The following is a 15,789-nucleotide window of genomic DNA, read 5'->3' on the forward strand; positions in this document are numbered from 1 at the left end:
AAGCGGGCAGTATCATCTGCATAAAGGGTTTCCGGCCGAAGATTTTCCGATGTCTCCTTGCGCCACCCCGTAAGCCAGTCTCCCTGACTGCCGGAAACCCCCAAATAACCCATGAAATTGGAAACGATCATGACCGGGACGCTGATGCGCCTGAGCGGAAATGTCCGCGGCGTTTTATGGATGACTGCTGCGATGGCCTCGGGCGTTTTTGTCGATGTCTGTGCCAAGCTGGTGTCCCATGATGTCCCGACCGCACAGATCATCGCCATGCGTGCAGTCACCACAGTTGCGGTGTTCCTGATCGTTCTGATGTTTATTGGCGTGCGTCCAGTCAGGACCCGCCGCCCGATGGCCCATATTGCGCGCGGAATATTGTGGTACGGGTCGCTGTTCTTCGTGTTCTTTGCGCTGCGCCAGATGAGCATCGCCGAGGTCAATGCCTATCTGTTTATCGAGGCATTGCTGACAGTCTTGCTCGCCGTCGTGATTCTCGGTGAAAAGCTGACAGCGCGTAAAATGATTGCCACCCTGCTCGGACTGGTCGGAGTTTGGGTAATGTGCGCGCCGCGCATGGATGGTTTCGGGGTGCCGCTTGGTGTTGCCGCGGCCCTGTTCGGGGCTTTTTGCTTCTCGGCCCAGACCCTGTTTGCCAAGGTCATGACGCGCACCGAAACCAATTTTTCCATGCTGTTCTGGCCGCAGATCATCGCAGTTGTGATCTGGGTTCCGATTGCCCTGATTTCCTGGCAGCCGGCGTCTTTTGCCGATTGGGCCTATTCGGCGGGGGCCGGTTTCTTTGCGATGATGACCAATTACATGGTTCTGCGGGCCGTGCGGGTGGCCGATGCCAGTGTGGTGTCGCCAGCGGCCTATACGGCCCTGCCGTTCTCGGTGGCGATGGATCTGATCTTTTTTGACATGTTGCCGGTACCGGTCATTTTTATCGGGGCGGGGATTGTCATTCTGGCGGTGATGCTGCTTGATTACAAAGGCGGTGCCAAACCACAGCAGATTGACGACGCCGAAGAGGTCGGGGATGACGAAGCATCCCCGAAACCGGCAGAGGCCTGATCAAAAAAAACTTATGATCTAGGGACTTTCATGCTGATGGCGGGAGTCGGCAGGCGCCTGATCGCGTTCATGCATGCCATAATCACGGATCACGCCTGCCACGCGCAGCCGGTAATCTTCAAATATCGTATTTCGGCCTTTGCTCTGTGCCGTGCGATGTTCACCGATATTGCGCCATGCCTTGACCGCTTCCTCGTCGCGCCAGAACGATAGTGACAGAACCTTGCCCGGCGTGGTCAAGCTTTGAAACCGCTCGACCGAGATGAAACCATCCATTTTCTCAAGCACCGGTTTGAGATCGGCTGCGATGGCAAGGTAATCATCATAGCGGGCCGGATGGGGCGTGACTTCGAAGATGACGGCAATCATGGTTTGATCAGCTCCGTATGCGGGGTGGAAGCAATTTTGAGAAACTGGCGTTCCTCGCGCAGGATGAATTTTTCACGTTGGGAAAATTCGTAGTTTTCCCGACCCAACGGATCGTCCTTTAACCGGGCGCGATAGGCTTCATATGAGGCCAGATCGGGCAAATGGTAGATGCCATAGGCGGTTGAGACCGATCCTTCATGCGGTGCGAAATACCCGACAAGGTCGGCCCCGCAGCGCGGAATGGCCTGTCCCCAGTTGCGGGCATATTCAATGAAGGCATCCTTTTTATATGGATCGATTTCATAGCGGATGAAACAGGTGATCATGACAACGTCCTTTCAGGAGATCAGGTGACAGGACCATTATCGCGATTGCCGGTCATAGATGCTTCGATTACCATCGAACTATGAAAGAAGGACCCGATATTGCCCGCGTGGCTGCATTGCTTGGTGATCCGGCGCGCGCAAACATGCTGACCGCTCTGATGGGTGGTCGGGCATTAACCGCAACCGAACTGGCGCAAGAAGCCGGTGTAACGCCGCAAACTGCAAGCTCGCATCTGGCAAAGCTTGAGGCCGGAATGATTGTCACCCCGCGCAAGCAGGGGCGGCATCGCTATTTCACCCTTTCCGGCCCCGATATTGTCGAGGCGCTTGAAGTGCTGATGGGGATTGCCAACCGGGTCGGGCATAACCGGGTGCGGACCGGCCCCAAGGATCCGGAATTACGCCATGCGCGCGTTTGCTATGACCATCTGGCCGGGGATATGGGGGTTGCGCTGTTTGAGGGGCTAACAAAGCGCAATCTGATTGAAAGTGACCTGAACGGTGTTGCCCTGACCGCAGCCGGGATCACATTTGCCGGGGAATTCGGTATTGATCTTGATGCCTTGCGCAGCAAACGCCGACCGCTTTGCCGCGAATGTCTGGACTGGAGTGCACGGCAATCCCATCTGGCCGGATCATTCGGCGCGGCATTGCTCGACCGGTTTTACGATCTGGGCTGGGCCAGGCGGGTGGCGGAGTCGCGTATCGTACGTTTTAGCCGCGAAGGCGAGCGTCAGTTTCGCGATCTTGTGAATTTCTAGTCCTTGAGCAAAGCCGCGACAAATCCCGGCACCAGATCGGTTGCCGCCCCATAGGCGCTATGATCAAACAGGGTTGCGCCGGAACTGGGTTCAAGATTGAGCTCGACGGTTTCGGCCTCGGCTTCTTCACGGGCGACCTGCACAAATCCGGCTGCCGGATAGACATTGCCCGACGTTCCGATTGAAATGAAAAGCCCGCATTTGCCAAGGGCGTCATAAATACGTTCCATCTCAAGGGGCATTTCGCCAAACCACACCACATGCGGGCGCAAGCCCCCCGCATTGCCGCAGGACGAGCACGGGGTTTCCCGGGCGAGATCATCAGCCCAGACCGTCAGAAGGTCACAATGGTTGCAGCGGATTTTAAGAAGCTCGCCATGCATATGGATCAGGTTTTTTGATCCGGCCCGGTCATGCAGATCATCGACATTCTGGGTGACCAGCAAAACATCCCCCGGCCATTCGGCTTCAAGGCGTGCAAGTGCCAGATGTGCGGCATTTGGCACGATGGCGGGGTCGCGCAATCCGGCGCGCCGGTCATTATAGAAATAATGCACCAGATCGGGATTGTTAACGAAGGCCTCGGGCGTTGCGACTTCGGCAATATCGTATTTCGCCCAGATGCCATCGGGATCGCGGAAGGTATGAAGACCGCTTTCCTTGGAAATCCCCGCACCTGTCAGAATGACAATCGGAACGGCTTCGTCGCGCAGGATTTCAATCAGATCGGGGCGGAGCGGCATGTAAATATTCCTTGATTGGCAGCGTACTTTTGTCCGACAGCCTAATGCAAACAAAACACCCCCGCCAAGTATGTCTGGCAGGGGTGCTTGCTAAACCCGATCCGCTAAAACCGGTTTATCTGAATTTCTGGTCGTTATGCCGAGGTATCGACATTGCCGCCGGGCGTATCATCCTTTGACGGATTGCTTCCGGCCGGGTTCTTGGTAACACCGACCATTGCCGGGCGCAGAAGACGGCCCTTAAGGACGTAACCGGCCTGCATGACCTGTGCGACATGGCCATCCGGATATTCCGGGTGCGGCAATTCAAACACGGCCTGATGGTGGTTCGGGTCAAGCTTTTCGCCAAGCGGTTCAAGCTTTTCGATCCCGTTCTTTTCAAGAGCCTTTTGCAGGGCCTGTTCGGTCATTTCAACGCCTTCAAACAGCGTTTTCATAGCCGGGTCGGCCTGTGATGTATCACCGGCCGCATCAAGGGCGCGGCGCAGGTTGTCACCCACATCAAGAAGGTCACGGGCGAATTTGGTGATCGCGTAGTTGCCGGCATCCTCGACGTCTTTTTTGGCGCGGCGGCGGGTGTTTTCCACCTCGGCGGCCTGACGCAGCAGACGGTCTTTCAGCTCGGCGACCTCGGCCTGAAGGGCGGCAATCGGGTCTTCGATGACAACTTCTTCACTTTCTGCGCCGGTCGCCTCTGCTGCGACGTCCTCAGATGCGGTTTCTTCTGCGGCATTTACATCCTGCAGATCTTCCGGAGTGTTTTTTGCGGTTTCCGACATGGCTAACCTTGTACTTTCACGTTATGCGGCCTGACACGCAGCGCCGCGATTTATCCAATCAGTCGACCGACCAGTTTGGCGGTGTAATCGACCAGCGGAATAATCCGGGCATAATTGATCCGGGTCGGTCCGACAACCCCGATTGCACCCACAATGCTGCCTTCAGCATTCTGATAGGGTGAAATCACCATCGAAAGACCCGATCCGCCAAACAGTTTGTTCTCGGACCCGATGAAAATCTGAACGCCTTGGGCATCCGTCGTCACATCGAGCAATTCAATCATCTGATCGCGGGCCTCAAGCACGTTAAACAGGCGGCGAACGGTCTCAAGCTGTTCGATTGTATCGATATTTTCAAGCAGCTGGGACTGGCCCTTTACAATCAGGGACGATCCCTTGATCCCGCCAGCCCATGTCGCAAGGCCCGCATCAATCAGTGTGGCGGAAAGTTCATCAAGCTCCTGCTTGAGGCGATCACGTTCCTGCGTGATCAGCACTCTTGCGTCATCAAGTGTCTTCCCAGCCAACCGGGTATTTAGATAATTCGCCGCTTCTGTCAATGCCGAGGCGGGCAAATCGACCGGAACATCAAGGATTCGGTTTTCGACACTGCCATTTTGCGACACCAGTACGGCAAGCACCTTGCCCGGTGACAGGGCAACGAATTCGATCTGTTTGAGTCGGATGCCATCGGTCTTTGGCGCAACCACCAGCCCGGCACAGCGCGACAGGCCCGAAAGCATTGATGTTGCCTCGCCCAGCATCTGATCAAGCGAATAGCCCGCCTGTTCGCAATTCTTGGTCAGCTGGTCACGTTCGGCATTGGGAAGGTCGCCAACCTCCATCAGGGCATTCACAAACAGCCGCAATCCCTTTTCACTGGGCAGGCGCCCGGCCGAAATATGCGGCGCAACCAGAAGCCCCATCTCTTCAAGATCGGACATGACATTGCGAATGGTCGCAGCAGAAAGGTTTTCGGACATGCGTCGCGCAATCGACCGCGAACCGATCGGTTCGCCGGTTTCGACATAGGCATCGACAATCTGGCGGAACACTTCACGTGACCGCGCATTCATGTCGCCCAGCAATGTATCGTCAAAATGGGCCATGTGTTCCAAGCCTGCGGGTCGAGACAAAGCTGTTTCAAGCTCAGGGAGAATTTAGTCAGGCATTGGGTATACGTCAATTGCGCCCTTGCAGGGCAAAAGCCGGAAGGCACACCGGTTTCAAGTACTTGGTTTGAAAACGTTGTTTGTATTCCTGACGGGTTTTGGGCGAATCCGGGTCGATCAGGGCCGGGAAACTGCTGGACCTTTGGCGGGTGTCATCTTACTTTGGGCCAAATTTCAAGCCTGTTTGCATCTGCGATCCATCCGTCGGTGCCAGAGCTGCAACCACAAGATCTGTAACCAAGAGGTTCTCACACATGCGCCCATCCGGCCGTACCCCCGATCAGCTTCGTGACGTAACGATTGAAACCGGCATTTCCAAATATGCCGAAGGGTCCTGCCTGATCAAATTCGGCGATACCCATGTCATCTGTACCGCCACGGTCGAGGACAAGGTTCCCGGTTGGATGCGCAATACCGGCAAGGGCTGGATCACCGCAGAATACGGCATGCTGCCGCGTGCCACCGATTCGCGCATGCAGCGTGAAGCTGCGCGTGGTGGCCAGTCGGGCCGCACCCAGGAAATTCAGCGCCTGATCGGTCGTTCGATCCGTGCGGTGGCCGATATGAAAGCCATGGGCGAAATGCAGATGCGCCTTGATTGCGACGTCATTCAGGCCGATGGCGGCACGCGCACCGCGTCGATCACCGGTGCCTATGTTGCGGCCCATCTGGCGTTTCAGGGCGTGCGTCGTCTTGGCCTGATCAAGGAAATCCCGCTGACCCAGCCGGTCGCAGCGATTTCTTGCGGGATCTATAACGGCGAAGCCGTGCTTGATCTGGATTACGCCGAAGACAGCAATGCCGGGGCGGACGCCAATTTCGTGCTGGCGGGCAATGGCGGCATTGTCGAAGTTCAGGCCACTGCCGAAGACGTGCCGTTTGATCGCCAGTCTTATGACAAGATGTTCGCGCTGGCCGAAAAAGGCTGCAAGGAACTGTTTGCCAAGCAGCGCGAGGCCCTTGGTCTTTAAGTTAAACGAGACTTTCCGCGGCAGGAACCATACCTGCCGCTTTTCACATCTGACCCCTACCGAATCTCAGGCAGAAAAATGGCCCGTCGCTTTACGGAAAAAAAACTCGTCATTGCCAGTCACAACAAAGGCAAGATCAAGGAAATCGGTGAATTGCTAGCACCCTTCGGGATCGAGGTTTTCTCGGCCGGAGAACTTGACCTTCCCGAACCCGAAGAAACCGAAAAGACCTTTATCGGCAATGCACAGCTGAAATCGGTGGCGGCGGCCAACGGGGCCAATCTTCCGGCCCTTGCCGATGATAGCGGCCTTGCGGTTTCTGCCCTTGATGGTGCGCCGGGCATCTATTCGGCGCGCTGGGCCGGGCCGGACAAGGATTTCGACATGGCGATGGAAAAAGTCCAGAACGGGATCGGCAACCATCCCGACCGCCGGGCGTCCTTTATCTGTGCGCTGTCACTGGCCTGGCCGGACGGGCATGTCGAGAATTTCGAAGGCAGGGTCGAAGGCGAAATCGTCTGGCCGAAACGTGGGCGTCACGGCTTTGGCTATGATCCGATTTTCCAGCCCAAGGGATATGATCAGACCTTTGGTGAAATGGACCCGGCCAAAAAGCATGAAATGAGCCACCGTGCCGATGCCTTTGCCCAGATGGTCAAGGCCTGCTTTAAATAATCAGGTTTAAATAATCCGGGCCTTTTGGCGCCCGCATTGAACATATGCACGCATCGCTGATGTCATGATCGGCGGTGCGTGTTAGTTTATCCGGGTATCAGGGATATAAATGCCCTGCTTTTCCCGCAATCAGGATCGAGTTCCGCGTGTCCGCATCTTTTGCCGAAACCGTGCCTTTTGGCATCTATATCCACTGGCCGTTCTGTCTGTCGAAATGTCCCTATTGCGATTTCAACAGTCATGTGGCGAACAGTGTTGATCACGCCCGCTGGCGCAAGGCGCTCCGGGCCGAGCTTGCCATCGGGGCGGCCCGCCATCCGGGCCGTGTTGTCGGTTCGATCTTTTTTGGCGGGGGCACGCCATCGCTGATGGACCCGGAAACGGCGGGGGCGCTTATTGCCGATATCAAGACCTATTGGCGGGTCACTGACGATCTTGAAATCACCCTTGAAGCCAATCCGGGCACGGTCGAGATCGACCGGTTTTCGGCCTTTGCCGCCAATGGCATCAACCGGGTATCGATTGGCATTCAGGCACTTAATGACCGCGATCTTAAGTTTCTTGGGCGGGTGCATTCAGCCAAGGAGGCGCTGCGCGCCCTTGATGTCGCGACCACGGTGTTTGATCGCTTTTCATTCGATCTGATCTATGCCCGCCCCGAACATGATCCCAAGGCCTGGCGCAAGGAGCTGCGCGAAGGGCTTGATATCGCCAATGGTCATATCTCGCTTTATCAGCTGACCATCGAGCCGGGCACACAATTCTATACGCTTCATCAGCGCGGTGAGCTGGTGGTGCCTGACGAAGACCTTGCCACCGAACTGTATGAAATCACCCAGGAAGAAACCGAGGCGGCGGGGTATCGCTGTTACGAGGTTTCCAACCATGCCAAACCGGGGCAGGAAAGCCGTCATAACCTCGTTTACTGGCGTTATGGCGATTATCTGGGCATCGGGCCGGGTGCGCATGGCCGCGAAGCGGTGACCCAGCCTGATGGCAGTACCGTTCCGATGGCAGTACGTCGCCACCGTGCGCCGGAAATCTGGCTCGACCGGGTGGAAAAGCATGGTCACGGCTCGCAGGAAGAAACCGTGCTTGAGGCCGATGAACGCCTGCTTGAAATGGTGATGATGGGCTTGCGACTGAATGAAACCATTCCGGTATCGCGGTTCGAGCGGATTATTGGCAAGGGACCACGCGATGTGCTGGATTCGGAACGGCTCGAAACCCTGATTGTTTCGGGTGATCTGGTCTGTGATTCTGCGGGTCTGCGGGCCACACAGCAGGGCCGGAACCGGTTGAATGGTGTTCTTGGCTATTTGTTCGACCATTCGGCGTGATCGTGAATGGTCGAAATTCCAAGGAAAACCCTTGTGTTTTAGGGTCAAGGCCGGGTCAGGTGATTTAGTTTCACCAAACCATCAAAAAGTTGGTTGACACTTTAAGCTGACCGCGTATATTCCGCCCCGTTCCGGCGGACAATGCCCGAACAAAACCAGATGCCCCTATGCCCAGGTGGCGGAATTGGTAGACGCGCTGGCTTCAGGTGCCAGTGGCCATTAGGTCGTGGAAGTTCGAGTCTTCTCCTGGGCACCATACCCCAGCACATTTCTGATGTGCTGGGGTATTGTCGTTTTGGGGTAAGTCAATCCTTGTCGCTATATCTTCTTCGCTTGTGAAATGCTGTTGTCTTAGGCTGAAGATGCTTCAGTTCGAGCTTTTGATTGCGGAGGCGACTTCAGCACTGTGTATTATAATTCCGAACGCAATAAAAACGCACCATACGGCGCATAAGTTCGCAATCAAATCAGATGCATAATGGCTCGATTTCTGTTTGGGTTTGTGTTGCCATTGACAGGCAAAGTATCCGATGGAAGCAGTTAAACCAAGTTGTAGGCCAACAGCCAAAATTGGGAGGTGAATTCCGGATGGAAAGTCGCCAAAGATAGTCAACGTGGAGAGGGCAATAGTTGCGATAGCACCTTTAAGTGCCACGAGGAGAATTGATCTCCGAATCATTTCAATGTTTGGGTTTCTAGAGGTCATGTTAGGCTCCTTTCAATAAAGTCTAGGAGCCGTTGTTGCACTTACTGGGCGGACCTTTGTGTCAGTTCGTGACAAATTTTGTTATTTGGTGGTTTTCTTCGATTAATTTAGTTCAGCTTTTTTGATGAATGCGTGTTCGGACAAAGGAAAAACCCTGCAATTGGTATGACTTTTGCGATGCGGCACCCGGTTTGCTGTGTTAAGAACAGGCAAATTCTGACATTTGGAGAACCGCGATGACCAATTTCCTCCATCTCGGAGATCTGCCGGACGATCTTGACCTTGGCAAGGTCGTGGCAATCGACAGTGAGACCATGGGCCTGAACCCGCACCGCGACCGTTTGTGTGTCGTGCAGCTTTCAAGCGGGAATGGTGATGCCCATCTGGTCAAGTTCGATGGAGAAGATTACAGCGCGCCGAACCTCAAGAAACTGCTGGCCGACCCGTCGGTCCTGAAACTGTTTCATTTCGGGCGTTTTGACATTGCGGTCATGGACAAATATCTCGGTGTGCGCTGTGCGCCGGTCTATTGCACCAAAATCGCGTCCAAACTGATCCGTACCTATACTGATCGTCACGGTCTCAAGGACCTTCTGCGCGAACTGGTCGGGGTCGAGATTTCCAAGCAGCAGCAAAGCTCAGACTGGGGTGCGCCCGAGCTTTCCAAAGAACAGATCGATTACGCGGCGTCTGATGTGCTTTATCTGCACAAGGCCAAGGAAGAGCTTGATCGTCGTCTGGCCCGTGAAGGCCGTACCGAGCTTGCCCAGGCCTGTTTTGATTTCCTGCCGACCCGCGCGACGCTTGATCTGTCGGGCTGGGAAGAAACCGATATTTTTGCCCATTAGGCCGTGCGGTTAACCGCCTGTGAAGATTGGCGGTGTATGGGGGTTCAATAGAATTGACCCCCACACCCGGCAGGTTCATAGTTTTGGCGCATTGGTCTTGCAAAAAGTACCGGTTGCCCTATCTCCGGGCAGGAAACGCAAACAAGAAACAGATGACAGTGACCCCGAACGCTCCCACCACCAAAAATATACCGGTTCCGGCTTCTGAGGCCGATCTTGCGATTGCGCGCCGGGTTCTTGATATCGAAGCATCTGCGCTGCGCGAACTGGCAGACTCGCTTGATGGCGATTTCTGCAAGGCGATCGACCTGATCGAAGGCCTTAAGGGCCGTCTGGTGATTACCGGCATGGGCAAAAGCGGTCATATTGCCAAAAAGATCGCGGCAACCTTTGCCTCGACCGGCACCCCGTCCTTCTTTGTCCATCCGGCCGAAGCCAGCCACGGTGATCTTGGCATGATCGGCAAGGATGACGCGGTTCTGGCGCTGTCGAATTCCGGTGAAACTCCGGAACTGTCCGATATCATTGCCTTTACCCGCCGGTTTAATGTGCCGCTGATCGGCATGACCCGCAAACCGGAAAGCTCGCTTGCCAAGCAGTCGGATTGCCCGCTGGTCTTGCCGGCAAGCCCGGAAGCCTGCCCGAACAAGCAGGCCCCGACGACCTCGACCACGGCGATGCTGGCCCTTGCCGATGCGCTGGCGGTGACATTGATGGAACGTCGCGGCTTTAGTGCCGATGATTTCCGGACCTTCCATCCGGGCGGAAAGCTTGGTCAGCGGTTGTTGCATGTGCATGATGTCATGCATGGCGCAGACAGCCTGCCATTGATTGCGCGCGATGCCCTGATGTCCGAGGCACTGGTGACCATGACCGGTCATTCCTTTGGCTGTGTCGGTGTGCTGGGCGATGCCGGGGAGCTGATCGGGATTGTCACCGATGGCGATTTGCGTCGCCACATGGCCGATAATCTGGTGGCGATGAAGGTCGGTGACGTGATGACGGCCGGACCGAAAGTTACCCATGCCGATGCCCTGGCGGTTGAAGCCCTTGCGATCATGAATGATCGCAGCATCACCGCCCTTTTCGTGCTGGATGCGGCCGGCATTCCGGTCGGGCTTGTGCATATCCATGATCTTTTGCGTTCAGGGGTGGCATAGGCAATGAGCACTGAAGGCACACCAAAGGTCGCATCCCAAAGGGCCGAAGGCCTTTCGCGCGACCGGCTGCCTTCCGGTCGGCGCGAAGTTCGCATCAATCCGTTCCGGCGGATGATCGTGACCATGCTGAAATTCGTTTTGCCGCTGATTGCCCTGACGCTGATGGCGCTGGTGGTGTTGTGGCCGCAGATCGAACAGGTTCAGGATAGCGGGTTCCGGCTTGGATTTTCGACATCACCCGAAGACCTGATGGAAAATGTTGCCATGAGCAATCCGCGCTTCTTTGGTGTGGATGGCAAAAAGCAGCCCTTTACCGTGACGGCGCGCGAGGCGGTCGAATCCCCCGAAACCCGGGAACGCAACGAACATGTCTATCTTGATGCGCCGCAAGCCGATATCACGCTTGAAGACGGATCCTGGATTGCGCTGACCGCCAATGAGGGCTTCTATACCGAAGAAAACGGGATGCTCGACCTTGTTGGTACGGTCAATATGTATCACGATAACGGCTTTGAAATTCACACCGAAGAAGCTGAAATTGCTATGAATTCCGGCAGTGCAAGCGGTACGGTTCCGGTCGATGGTCAGGGACCGTTTGGCACGATCAAATCCGATTCCGGGTTCGAGCTGGAAAACAAGGGGGCGGTGATCCGCTTTTTGGGAAAATCCAAACTGGTGATTTTCGATAGCGCATTGAAAGGGAAGTCATGATCGCAATGGGGCTTCTGAGCCGAAAAACCGGAACGCTTGTTGCGGCAATGATGCTTGGCGGTGCGGTTCTTGGCCTGTCGGGCCTGTCAGATCGTGCGCAGGCCAACCCGCTCGGCTTGGCGCAAAATGGCGCTGGTGGTCTGGAAGTCGAGTCAGATAACGGCATTGAATGGCGTCGCGATGAACAGATCCTGATTGCGCGGGGCAATGCGGTTGCCAAACGCGGCACGTCGCGGGTAGATGCCGACGAACTTCAGGCGCTGTATCGTGATCGTGACGGCAATAGCGAGATTTACCGCATCATTGCGATTGGCAATGTGAAGCTGTCCTCGGATACCGATGTCGCAACCGGCGACAAGGCGGTCTATGACATTGACGAGGCGGTTGTGGTTCTGACCGGGGATAATCTGAAATATACCACGCCAAAGGAAACCCTGACCGCACGTGACAGCCTTGAATATTGGGAAACCGACCGGATTGCGGTGGCGCGCGGCAATGCGGTGGCAATATCCGAAGATCGTACCTTGCGCGGTGATACCCTGACCGCACGGTTTGATGCCGCCGAGGGGGGCGCAAATGAGTTGCGTCGCATCGATGGTCAAGGCAATGTGAATATTCGCACAGCCACCGACTTTGTTGTGGGCGATCAAGGCGTTTATGATGCGAAAACAGGTATCGCCACATTGATCGGATCGGTTAAGATCACGCGCGGAGAGAACCAGTTGAACGGGGATCGAGCCGTTGTCGATCTCAATACAGGCGTCAGTCGCCTGACAGCAGATGGCAATGGCAGTGGCAAGTCCCGTGTTCGGGGTCTTCTGGTTCCTGAAAAAGATGAAAATAAAAGCCCGGCCGATGCCGGGACCGGTAACTGAGGAAAGGTCGGGAATTTGTTCTGGTCGCGCAAGGGCGTAAAATCCGATGACGCAAAGACGCAAGGCGCGTCTGCCGGTGCGCAAGCATCCTCAGGGGCGGGGGCCGCAGGTGGTCCGCGTCTGATTACCGCAAACAAGGGCCTTGTGGCGCATAATCTTGGCAAAAGCTTCAAGAAGCGCCCGGTTCTCAAGGATGTATCGGTGTCTGTCCAGCGCGGCGAGGCGGTTGGCCTTCTGGGGCCGAACGGGGCGGGCAAGACGACCAGTTTCTATATTATTACCGGCCTGATTGCCTCTGATCGCGGGACGATTTCGCTTGATGGACGCGATATCACGGCGATGCCGATGTATCAGCGCGCCCGCATGGGAATCGGCTATCTGCCGCAGGAAGCCTCGATTTTCCGGGGCATGACGGTTGAACAGAATATCATGGCCGTGCTTGAAGTGGTCGAGGATGACCGCATCAAGCGCGAACAGAATCTTGAAGACCTTCTGGCGGAATTTGCCATCGAGCATTTGCGTCGCACCCCGGCCCTTGCATTGTCGGGCGGGGAACGTCGCCGTTGCGAGATTGCACGCGCCCTTGCCGCCCACCCGAACTTTGTTCTTCTTGATGAACCGCTGGCCGGGATTGACCCGATTGCCGTGGGGGATATCCGTGATCTTGTTCGTCATCTGAAAGATCGTGGCATTGGGGTCTTGATTACTGACCACAATGTGCGCGAGACTCTCGACATTATCGACCGGGCATATATCTTGCATGATGGTCGGGTTTTGATGGAAGGTGGTCCTGATGAAATCGTCAGAAATGACGATGTTCGAAGGGTTTATCTGGGCGATCGGTTCAGCCTCTGATAAAGACACCGGACAAAGATAGTGGTCTTGGGGGGATGATCGGATTGACACGGGGTAATGTATAAATGGCCCTGAAGGCGCGGCTCGATTTACGTCAGTCCCAGTCTCTTGTCATGACGCCCCAGCTGCAGCAGGCGATCAAGCTGCTGCAGTTCAATAATATCGAGCTTTCCAATTTCATCGACAGTGAGCTTCTGGAAAACCCGTTGCTTGAGCGGGCTGATCCCGGCCAGACCTTTGCCGAAACCGGCGACGGGGCCGTTGGCAATGGTGATGACGGGATTGATAGCCGGTCGATTGACAATTTCGCCGACCGCGAAGACCGTCTTGGCACCGACCGCCTGACGGCCAGTGAAACCATGGGCAGCGAAGATGGTCCGCTGGATGTTTCAAGCGACGCGCTTTATGGCGGCGAAGGTGAAATCTCGCGCAATGGCGAACCGGTTGCGGGCAATCACGATTATGCCTCGCCCTATGGCAGCGGGACCGGCGGATCTGGCGGAATTGGTGGATCGGGCAGCAGCGATGATCTGCCGGGACTCGAACAGACACTTGCCGATGAAGCAACCTTGCGCCAGTCGCTTGATGATCAGCTCAACATCGCCTTTGCCGATGCCATGTCGCGCATGATCGGAAGCTATCTGATCGATATGCTGGATGAAAACGGCTATATCAGCGGCGATCTTGACGAGGTTTCCGAAGCCCTTGAATGCCCGATGGCAGAGGTCGAACGGGTTCTTGCCGTCATTCAGGGCTTTGACCCGGTCGGGATTTTTGCCCGTGATCTGGCGGAATGCCTGGCTTTGCAGCTGCGCGAGAAAAACCGGTATGACCCGGCGATGGCGGCCTTGCTGGCCAATCTTGATTTGCTGGCCAAGCGCGAATTTGACCGGTTGCGCCGCGTTTGCGGCGTCGATGCCGATGATCTTCATGACATGATTGCCGAAATCAGGACGCTTGATCCGCGTCCGGGTCGAACCGCGGATGGCGAGGCGGCAACGCCGGTGATCCCCGATGTTCTGATGCGATCAGCAGGCAACGGCAACTGGCATCTTGAGCTTAATTCCGAGGCCCTGCCGCGTGTTCTGGTCAATGAGGATTATGTCGCCCAGATCGGGTCGGGCCTGCGCGACCGCGAAGAACGCAGCTTCATGAGCGAAAAGCTGCAAACTGCAAACTGGCTGGTCAAGGCGCTGCATCAGCGTGCTACCACCATCATGAAGGTGGCGAGCGAAATCGTGCGCCAGCAGGACGGGTTCTTCAGCCACGGGGTATCGCATCTGCGTCCGCTGATCCTGCGCGATATCGCCGAAGCCATCGGAATGCATGAAAGTACGGTTTCGCGTGTCACGAATGGCAAATTCATGTCGACGCCGCGCGGCATGTTCGAGCTGAAATACTTCTTCACGACGGCAATTTCGTCTTCGGATGGCGGAGATGCCTATTCTTCCGAAGCTGTGAGACACCGGATCAAGTCATTGATTGATAATGAAGATCCGAAAAAGATTCTGTCTGATGACAAACTCGTTGAGCTGCTCGGGAAGGAAGGGATCGACATTGCCCGCCGAACAGTGGCAAAATACCGGGAGGCGATGCGCATTCCTTCGTCCGTCCAACGTCGTCGTGAAAAAAAATCACGTGCTTCCTAGCATCGTTTATACGAAAAAATGCACTGTAACGTACTGCAATCAAAGGAAACATACCCATATCTTGACTTGGCAATGACGAGGGAATATGGTGCGGCCTCCTGATTGAGGGGCGCCAAACATCCATATGTACTGGGAAGTCACTCAACTGGGGATAGGCGATCCATGCAAATTACGGTTATCGGTAAGCAACTTGACGTTGGTGATGCGCTTCGGCAGCACGTCGTCGAGACCTTGGACCCTGCGGTAGAGAAATATTTCGATCACGCGATCGAAGCCACGGTGACCATCACCAAACAGGCGCATCTCTACGTGGCGCAAATATCGGTCCATGTTGGCAAGGGCATGATGGTGCAGGCGAAGGCATCGGCGGATGAAGTTTATCCCGCCTTTGAATCGGCCTGCGACAGAGTGACCAAGCAGTTGCGGCGCTATAAACGGCGCCTGCGTGATCATCACGCAAGCCGGGACCATCACGAGCAGGCGCGTCTGGATGCGATTCACTATGTAATCGCGCAAGAAGATGACGATCATTCGGATGACGATCACGTAAACGGCTATGAACCGGTGATTGTTGCCGAGACACCGGATCGCATTGATACGCTCTCTGTTGGAGAAGCTGTCATGCGGCTCGACTTGGGGGACATTCCGGCACTGATGTTCCGGAATGGCAAACATGGCGGATTGAATGTTGTGTACCGTCGCTCTGATGGCAATATCGGTTGGCTAGACCCAAACGATAAAGATGCTGGTGGCGCGTGACGAACACAGATTCCGAGCC

The 15,789-nt window shown here is 55.6% G+C and carries 17 protein-coding genes and 1 tRNA gene; 13 read left to right on the forward strand and 5 right to left on the reverse strand.

All coding sequences use genetic code 11. The features are described from left to right. Positions 1-129 precede the first annotated feature (129 nt). Complete coding sequence (locus ACTU44_RS02355) at positions 130-1,071, forward strand: DMT family transporter (protein ID WP_462096566.1); 942 nt, start codon at positions 130-132, stop codon at positions 1,069-1,071. An 18-nt stretch (positions 1,072-1,089) separates the two neighbouring features. On the opposite strand, the gene ACTU44_RS02360 is transcribed toward ACTU44_RS02355, so the two are convergent. Beyond that, positions 1,090-1,440, reverse strand: coding sequence for an antibiotic biosynthesis monooxygenase family protein (locus ACTU44_RS02360; protein WP_114096443.1), 351 nt, complete (start codon positions 1,438-1,440; stop codon positions 1,090-1,092). Further along, positions 1,437-1,766 carry an NIPSNAP family protein gene (locus tag ACTU44_RS02365; RefSeq protein ID WP_114096444.1) on the reverse strand — a complete coding sequence of 110 codons (330 nt, stop codon included), beginning with the start codon at positions 1,764-1,766 and terminating at the stop codon, positions 1,437-1,439. The genes ACTU44_RS02360 and ACTU44_RS02365 overlap by 4 nt, the downstream gene beginning before the upstream one ends. A gap of 80 nt (positions 1,767-1,846) precedes the next feature. Here ACTU44_RS02365 and ACTU44_RS02370 point away from each other — a divergent pair, with 80 nt between their 5' ends. Continuing rightward, complete coding sequence (locus ACTU44_RS02370) at positions 1,847-2,527, forward strand: ArsR/SmtB family transcription factor (RefSeq protein WP_462096567.1); 681 nt, start codon at positions 1,847-1,849, stop codon at positions 2,525-2,527. Here ACTU44_RS02370 and ACTU44_RS02375 read toward each other — a convergent pair. The 3 genes from ACTU44_RS02375 to hrcA form a co-directional block, all read right to left on the reverse strand. Further along, positions 2,524-3,270 (reverse strand): NAD-dependent deacylase, encoded by a 747-nt coding sequence (locus tag ACTU44_RS02375; RefSeq protein ID WP_462096568.1) that lies wholly within the window; start codon positions 3,268-3,270, stop codon positions 2,524-2,526. The two genes, ACTU44_RS02370 and ACTU44_RS02375, sit on opposite strands and share 4 nt — an antisense overlap. A gap of 134 nt (positions 3,271-3,404) precedes the next feature. Continuing rightward, positions 3,405-4,049, reverse strand: a complete 645-nt coding sequence (gene grpE, locus ACTU44_RS02380; RefSeq protein ID WP_114096447.1) for a nucleotide exchange factor GrpE — start codon at positions 4,047-4,049, stop codon at positions 3,405-3,407. Between the two features lie 50 nt (positions 4,050-4,099). Then, positions 4,100-5,158 carry a heat-inducible transcriptional repressor HrcA gene (hrcA, locus tag ACTU44_RS02385; protein WP_114096448.1) on the reverse strand — a complete coding sequence of 353 codons (1,059 nt, stop codon included), beginning with the start codon at positions 5,156-5,158 and terminating at the stop codon, positions 4,100-4,102. A gap of 317 nt (positions 5,159-5,475) precedes the next feature. Between hrcA and rph the strand changes: the two genes are divergently transcribed. The 11 genes from rph to hpf all read left to right on the forward strand — a co-directional run bounded on the left by rph (position 5,476) and on the right by hpf (position 15,770). Beyond that, positions 5,476-6,192, forward strand: a complete 717-nt coding sequence (gene rph / locus ACTU44_RS02390) for a ribonuclease PH (protein ID WP_114096449.1) — start codon at positions 5,476-5,478, stop codon at positions 6,190-6,192. Between the two features lie 78 nt (positions 6,193-6,270). After that, a complete protein-coding gene (rdgB, locus tag ACTU44_RS02395) occupies positions 6,271-6,867 on the forward strand; it encodes an RdgB/HAM1 family non-canonical purine NTP pyrophosphatase (RefSeq protein ID WP_114096450.1) in 597 nt (198 codons plus the stop codon). Positions 6,868-7,013: 146 nt separating this feature from the next. Beyond that, positions 7,014-8,207 (forward strand): radical SAM family heme chaperone HemW, encoded by a 1,194-nt coding sequence (gene hemW, locus ACTU44_RS02400; RefSeq protein WP_462096569.1) that lies wholly within the window; start codon positions 7,014-7,016, stop codon positions 8,205-8,207. 169 nt (positions 8,208-8,376) lie between these two features. Next, positions 8,377-8,463 (forward strand) — tRNA-Leu (locus ACTU44_RS02405). Positions 8,464-9,149: 686 nt separating this feature from the next. Further along, positions 9,150-9,761 (forward strand): ribonuclease D, encoded by a 612-nt coding sequence (locus ACTU44_RS02410; protein WP_336079788.1) that lies wholly within the window; start codon positions 9,150-9,152, stop codon positions 9,759-9,761. A gap of 152 nt (positions 9,762-9,913) precedes the next feature. Next, complete coding sequence (locus ACTU44_RS02415) at positions 9,914-10,921, forward strand: KpsF/GutQ family sugar-phosphate isomerase (protein WP_462096570.1); 1,008 nt, start codon at positions 9,914-9,916, stop codon at positions 10,919-10,921. Between the two features lie 3 nt (positions 10,922-10,924). Next, a complete protein-coding gene (lptC, locus tag ACTU44_RS02420) occupies positions 10,925-11,632 on the forward strand; it encodes an LPS export ABC transporter periplasmic protein LptC (protein WP_114096454.1) in 708 nt (235 codons plus the stop codon). Next, positions 11,629-12,507: an LptA/OstA family protein gene (locus ACTU44_RS02425; protein WP_462096571.1), complete on the forward strand. Its 879-nt coding sequence runs from the start codon at positions 11,629-11,631 to the stop codon at positions 12,505-12,507. The genes lptC and ACTU44_RS02425 overlap by 4 nt, the downstream gene beginning before the upstream one ends. A 15-nt stretch (positions 12,508-12,522) precedes the next feature. Further along, positions 12,523-13,362, forward strand: a complete 840-nt coding sequence (gene lptB / locus ACTU44_RS02430) for an LPS export ABC transporter ATP-binding protein (protein ID WP_114096456.1) — start codon at positions 12,523-12,525, stop codon at positions 13,360-13,362. Between the two features lie 65 nt (positions 13,363-13,427). Further along, positions 13,428-15,011 carry an RNA polymerase factor sigma-54 gene (gene rpoN / locus ACTU44_RS02435; protein ID WP_336079794.1) on the forward strand — a complete coding sequence of 528 codons (1,584 nt, stop codon included), beginning with the start codon at positions 13,428-13,430 and terminating at the stop codon, positions 15,009-15,011. A gap of 162 nt (positions 15,012-15,173) precedes the next feature. Continuing rightward, positions 15,174-15,770 carry a ribosome hibernation-promoting factor, HPF/YfiA family gene (gene hpf, locus ACTU44_RS02440; protein WP_114096458.1) on the forward strand — a complete coding sequence of 199 codons (597 nt, stop codon included), beginning with the start codon at positions 15,174-15,176 and terminating at the stop codon, positions 15,768-15,770. Positions 15,771-15,789: the final 19 nt, after the last annotated feature.

Source organism: Thalassospira sp. SM2505, from assembly GCF_054901115.1.

Coding starts and splice junctions, on each gene's coding strand:
- hrcA (WP_114096448.1), bottom strand. CDS start 5,158: ATGGCCCATTTTGACGATACATTGCTGGGCGACATGAATGCGCGGTCA.
- grpE (WP_114096447.1), bottom strand. CDS start 4,049: ATGTCGGAAACCGCAAAAAACACTCCGGAAGATCTGCAGGATGTAAAT.
- rpoN (WP_336079794.1), top strand. CDS start 13,428: ATGGCCCTGAAGGCGCGGCTCGATTTACGTCAGTCCCAGTCTCTTGTC.
- ACTU44_RS02370 (WP_462096567.1), top strand. CDS start 1,847: ATGAAAGAAGGACCCGATATTGCCCGCGTGGCTGCATTGCTTGGTGAT.
- ACTU44_RS02415 (WP_462096570.1), top strand. CDS start 9,914: ATGACAGTGACCCCGAACGCTCCCACCACCAAAAATATACCGGTTCCG.
- rdgB (WP_114096450.1), top strand. CDS start 6,271: ATGGCCCGTCGCTTTACGGAAAAAAAACTCGTCATTGCCAGTCACAAC.
- hpf (WP_114096458.1), top strand. CDS start 15,174: ATGCAAATTACGGTTATCGGTAAGCAACTTGACGTTGGTGATGCGCTT.
- rph (WP_114096449.1), top strand. CDS start 5,476: ATGCGCCCATCCGGCCGTACCCCCGATCAGCTTCGTGACGTAACGATT.
- ACTU44_RS02360 (WP_114096443.1), bottom strand. CDS start 1,440: ATGATTGCCGTCATCTTCGAAGTCACGCCCCATCCGGCCCGCTATGAT.
- ACTU44_RS02355 (WP_462096566.1), top strand. CDS start 130: ATGACCGGGACGCTGATGCGCCTGAGCGGAAATGTCCGCGGCGTTTTA.
- ACTU44_RS02375 (WP_462096568.1), bottom strand. CDS start 3,270: ATGCCGCTCCGCCCCGATCTGATTGAAATCCTGCGCGACGAAGCCGTT.
- ACTU44_RS02365 (WP_114096444.1), bottom strand. CDS start 1,766: ATGATCACCTGTTTCATCCGCTATGAAATCGATCCATATAAAAAGGAT.
- lptC (WP_114096454.1), top strand. CDS start 10,925: ATGAGCACTGAAGGCACACCAAAGGTCGCATCCCAAAGGGCCGAAGGC.
- ACTU44_RS02410 (WP_336079788.1), top strand. CDS start 9,150: ATGACCAATTTCCTCCATCTCGGAGATCTGCCGGACGATCTTGACCTT.
- ACTU44_RS02425 (WP_462096571.1), top strand. CDS start 11,629: ATGATCGCAATGGGGCTTCTGAGCCGAAAAACCGGAACGCTTGTTGCG.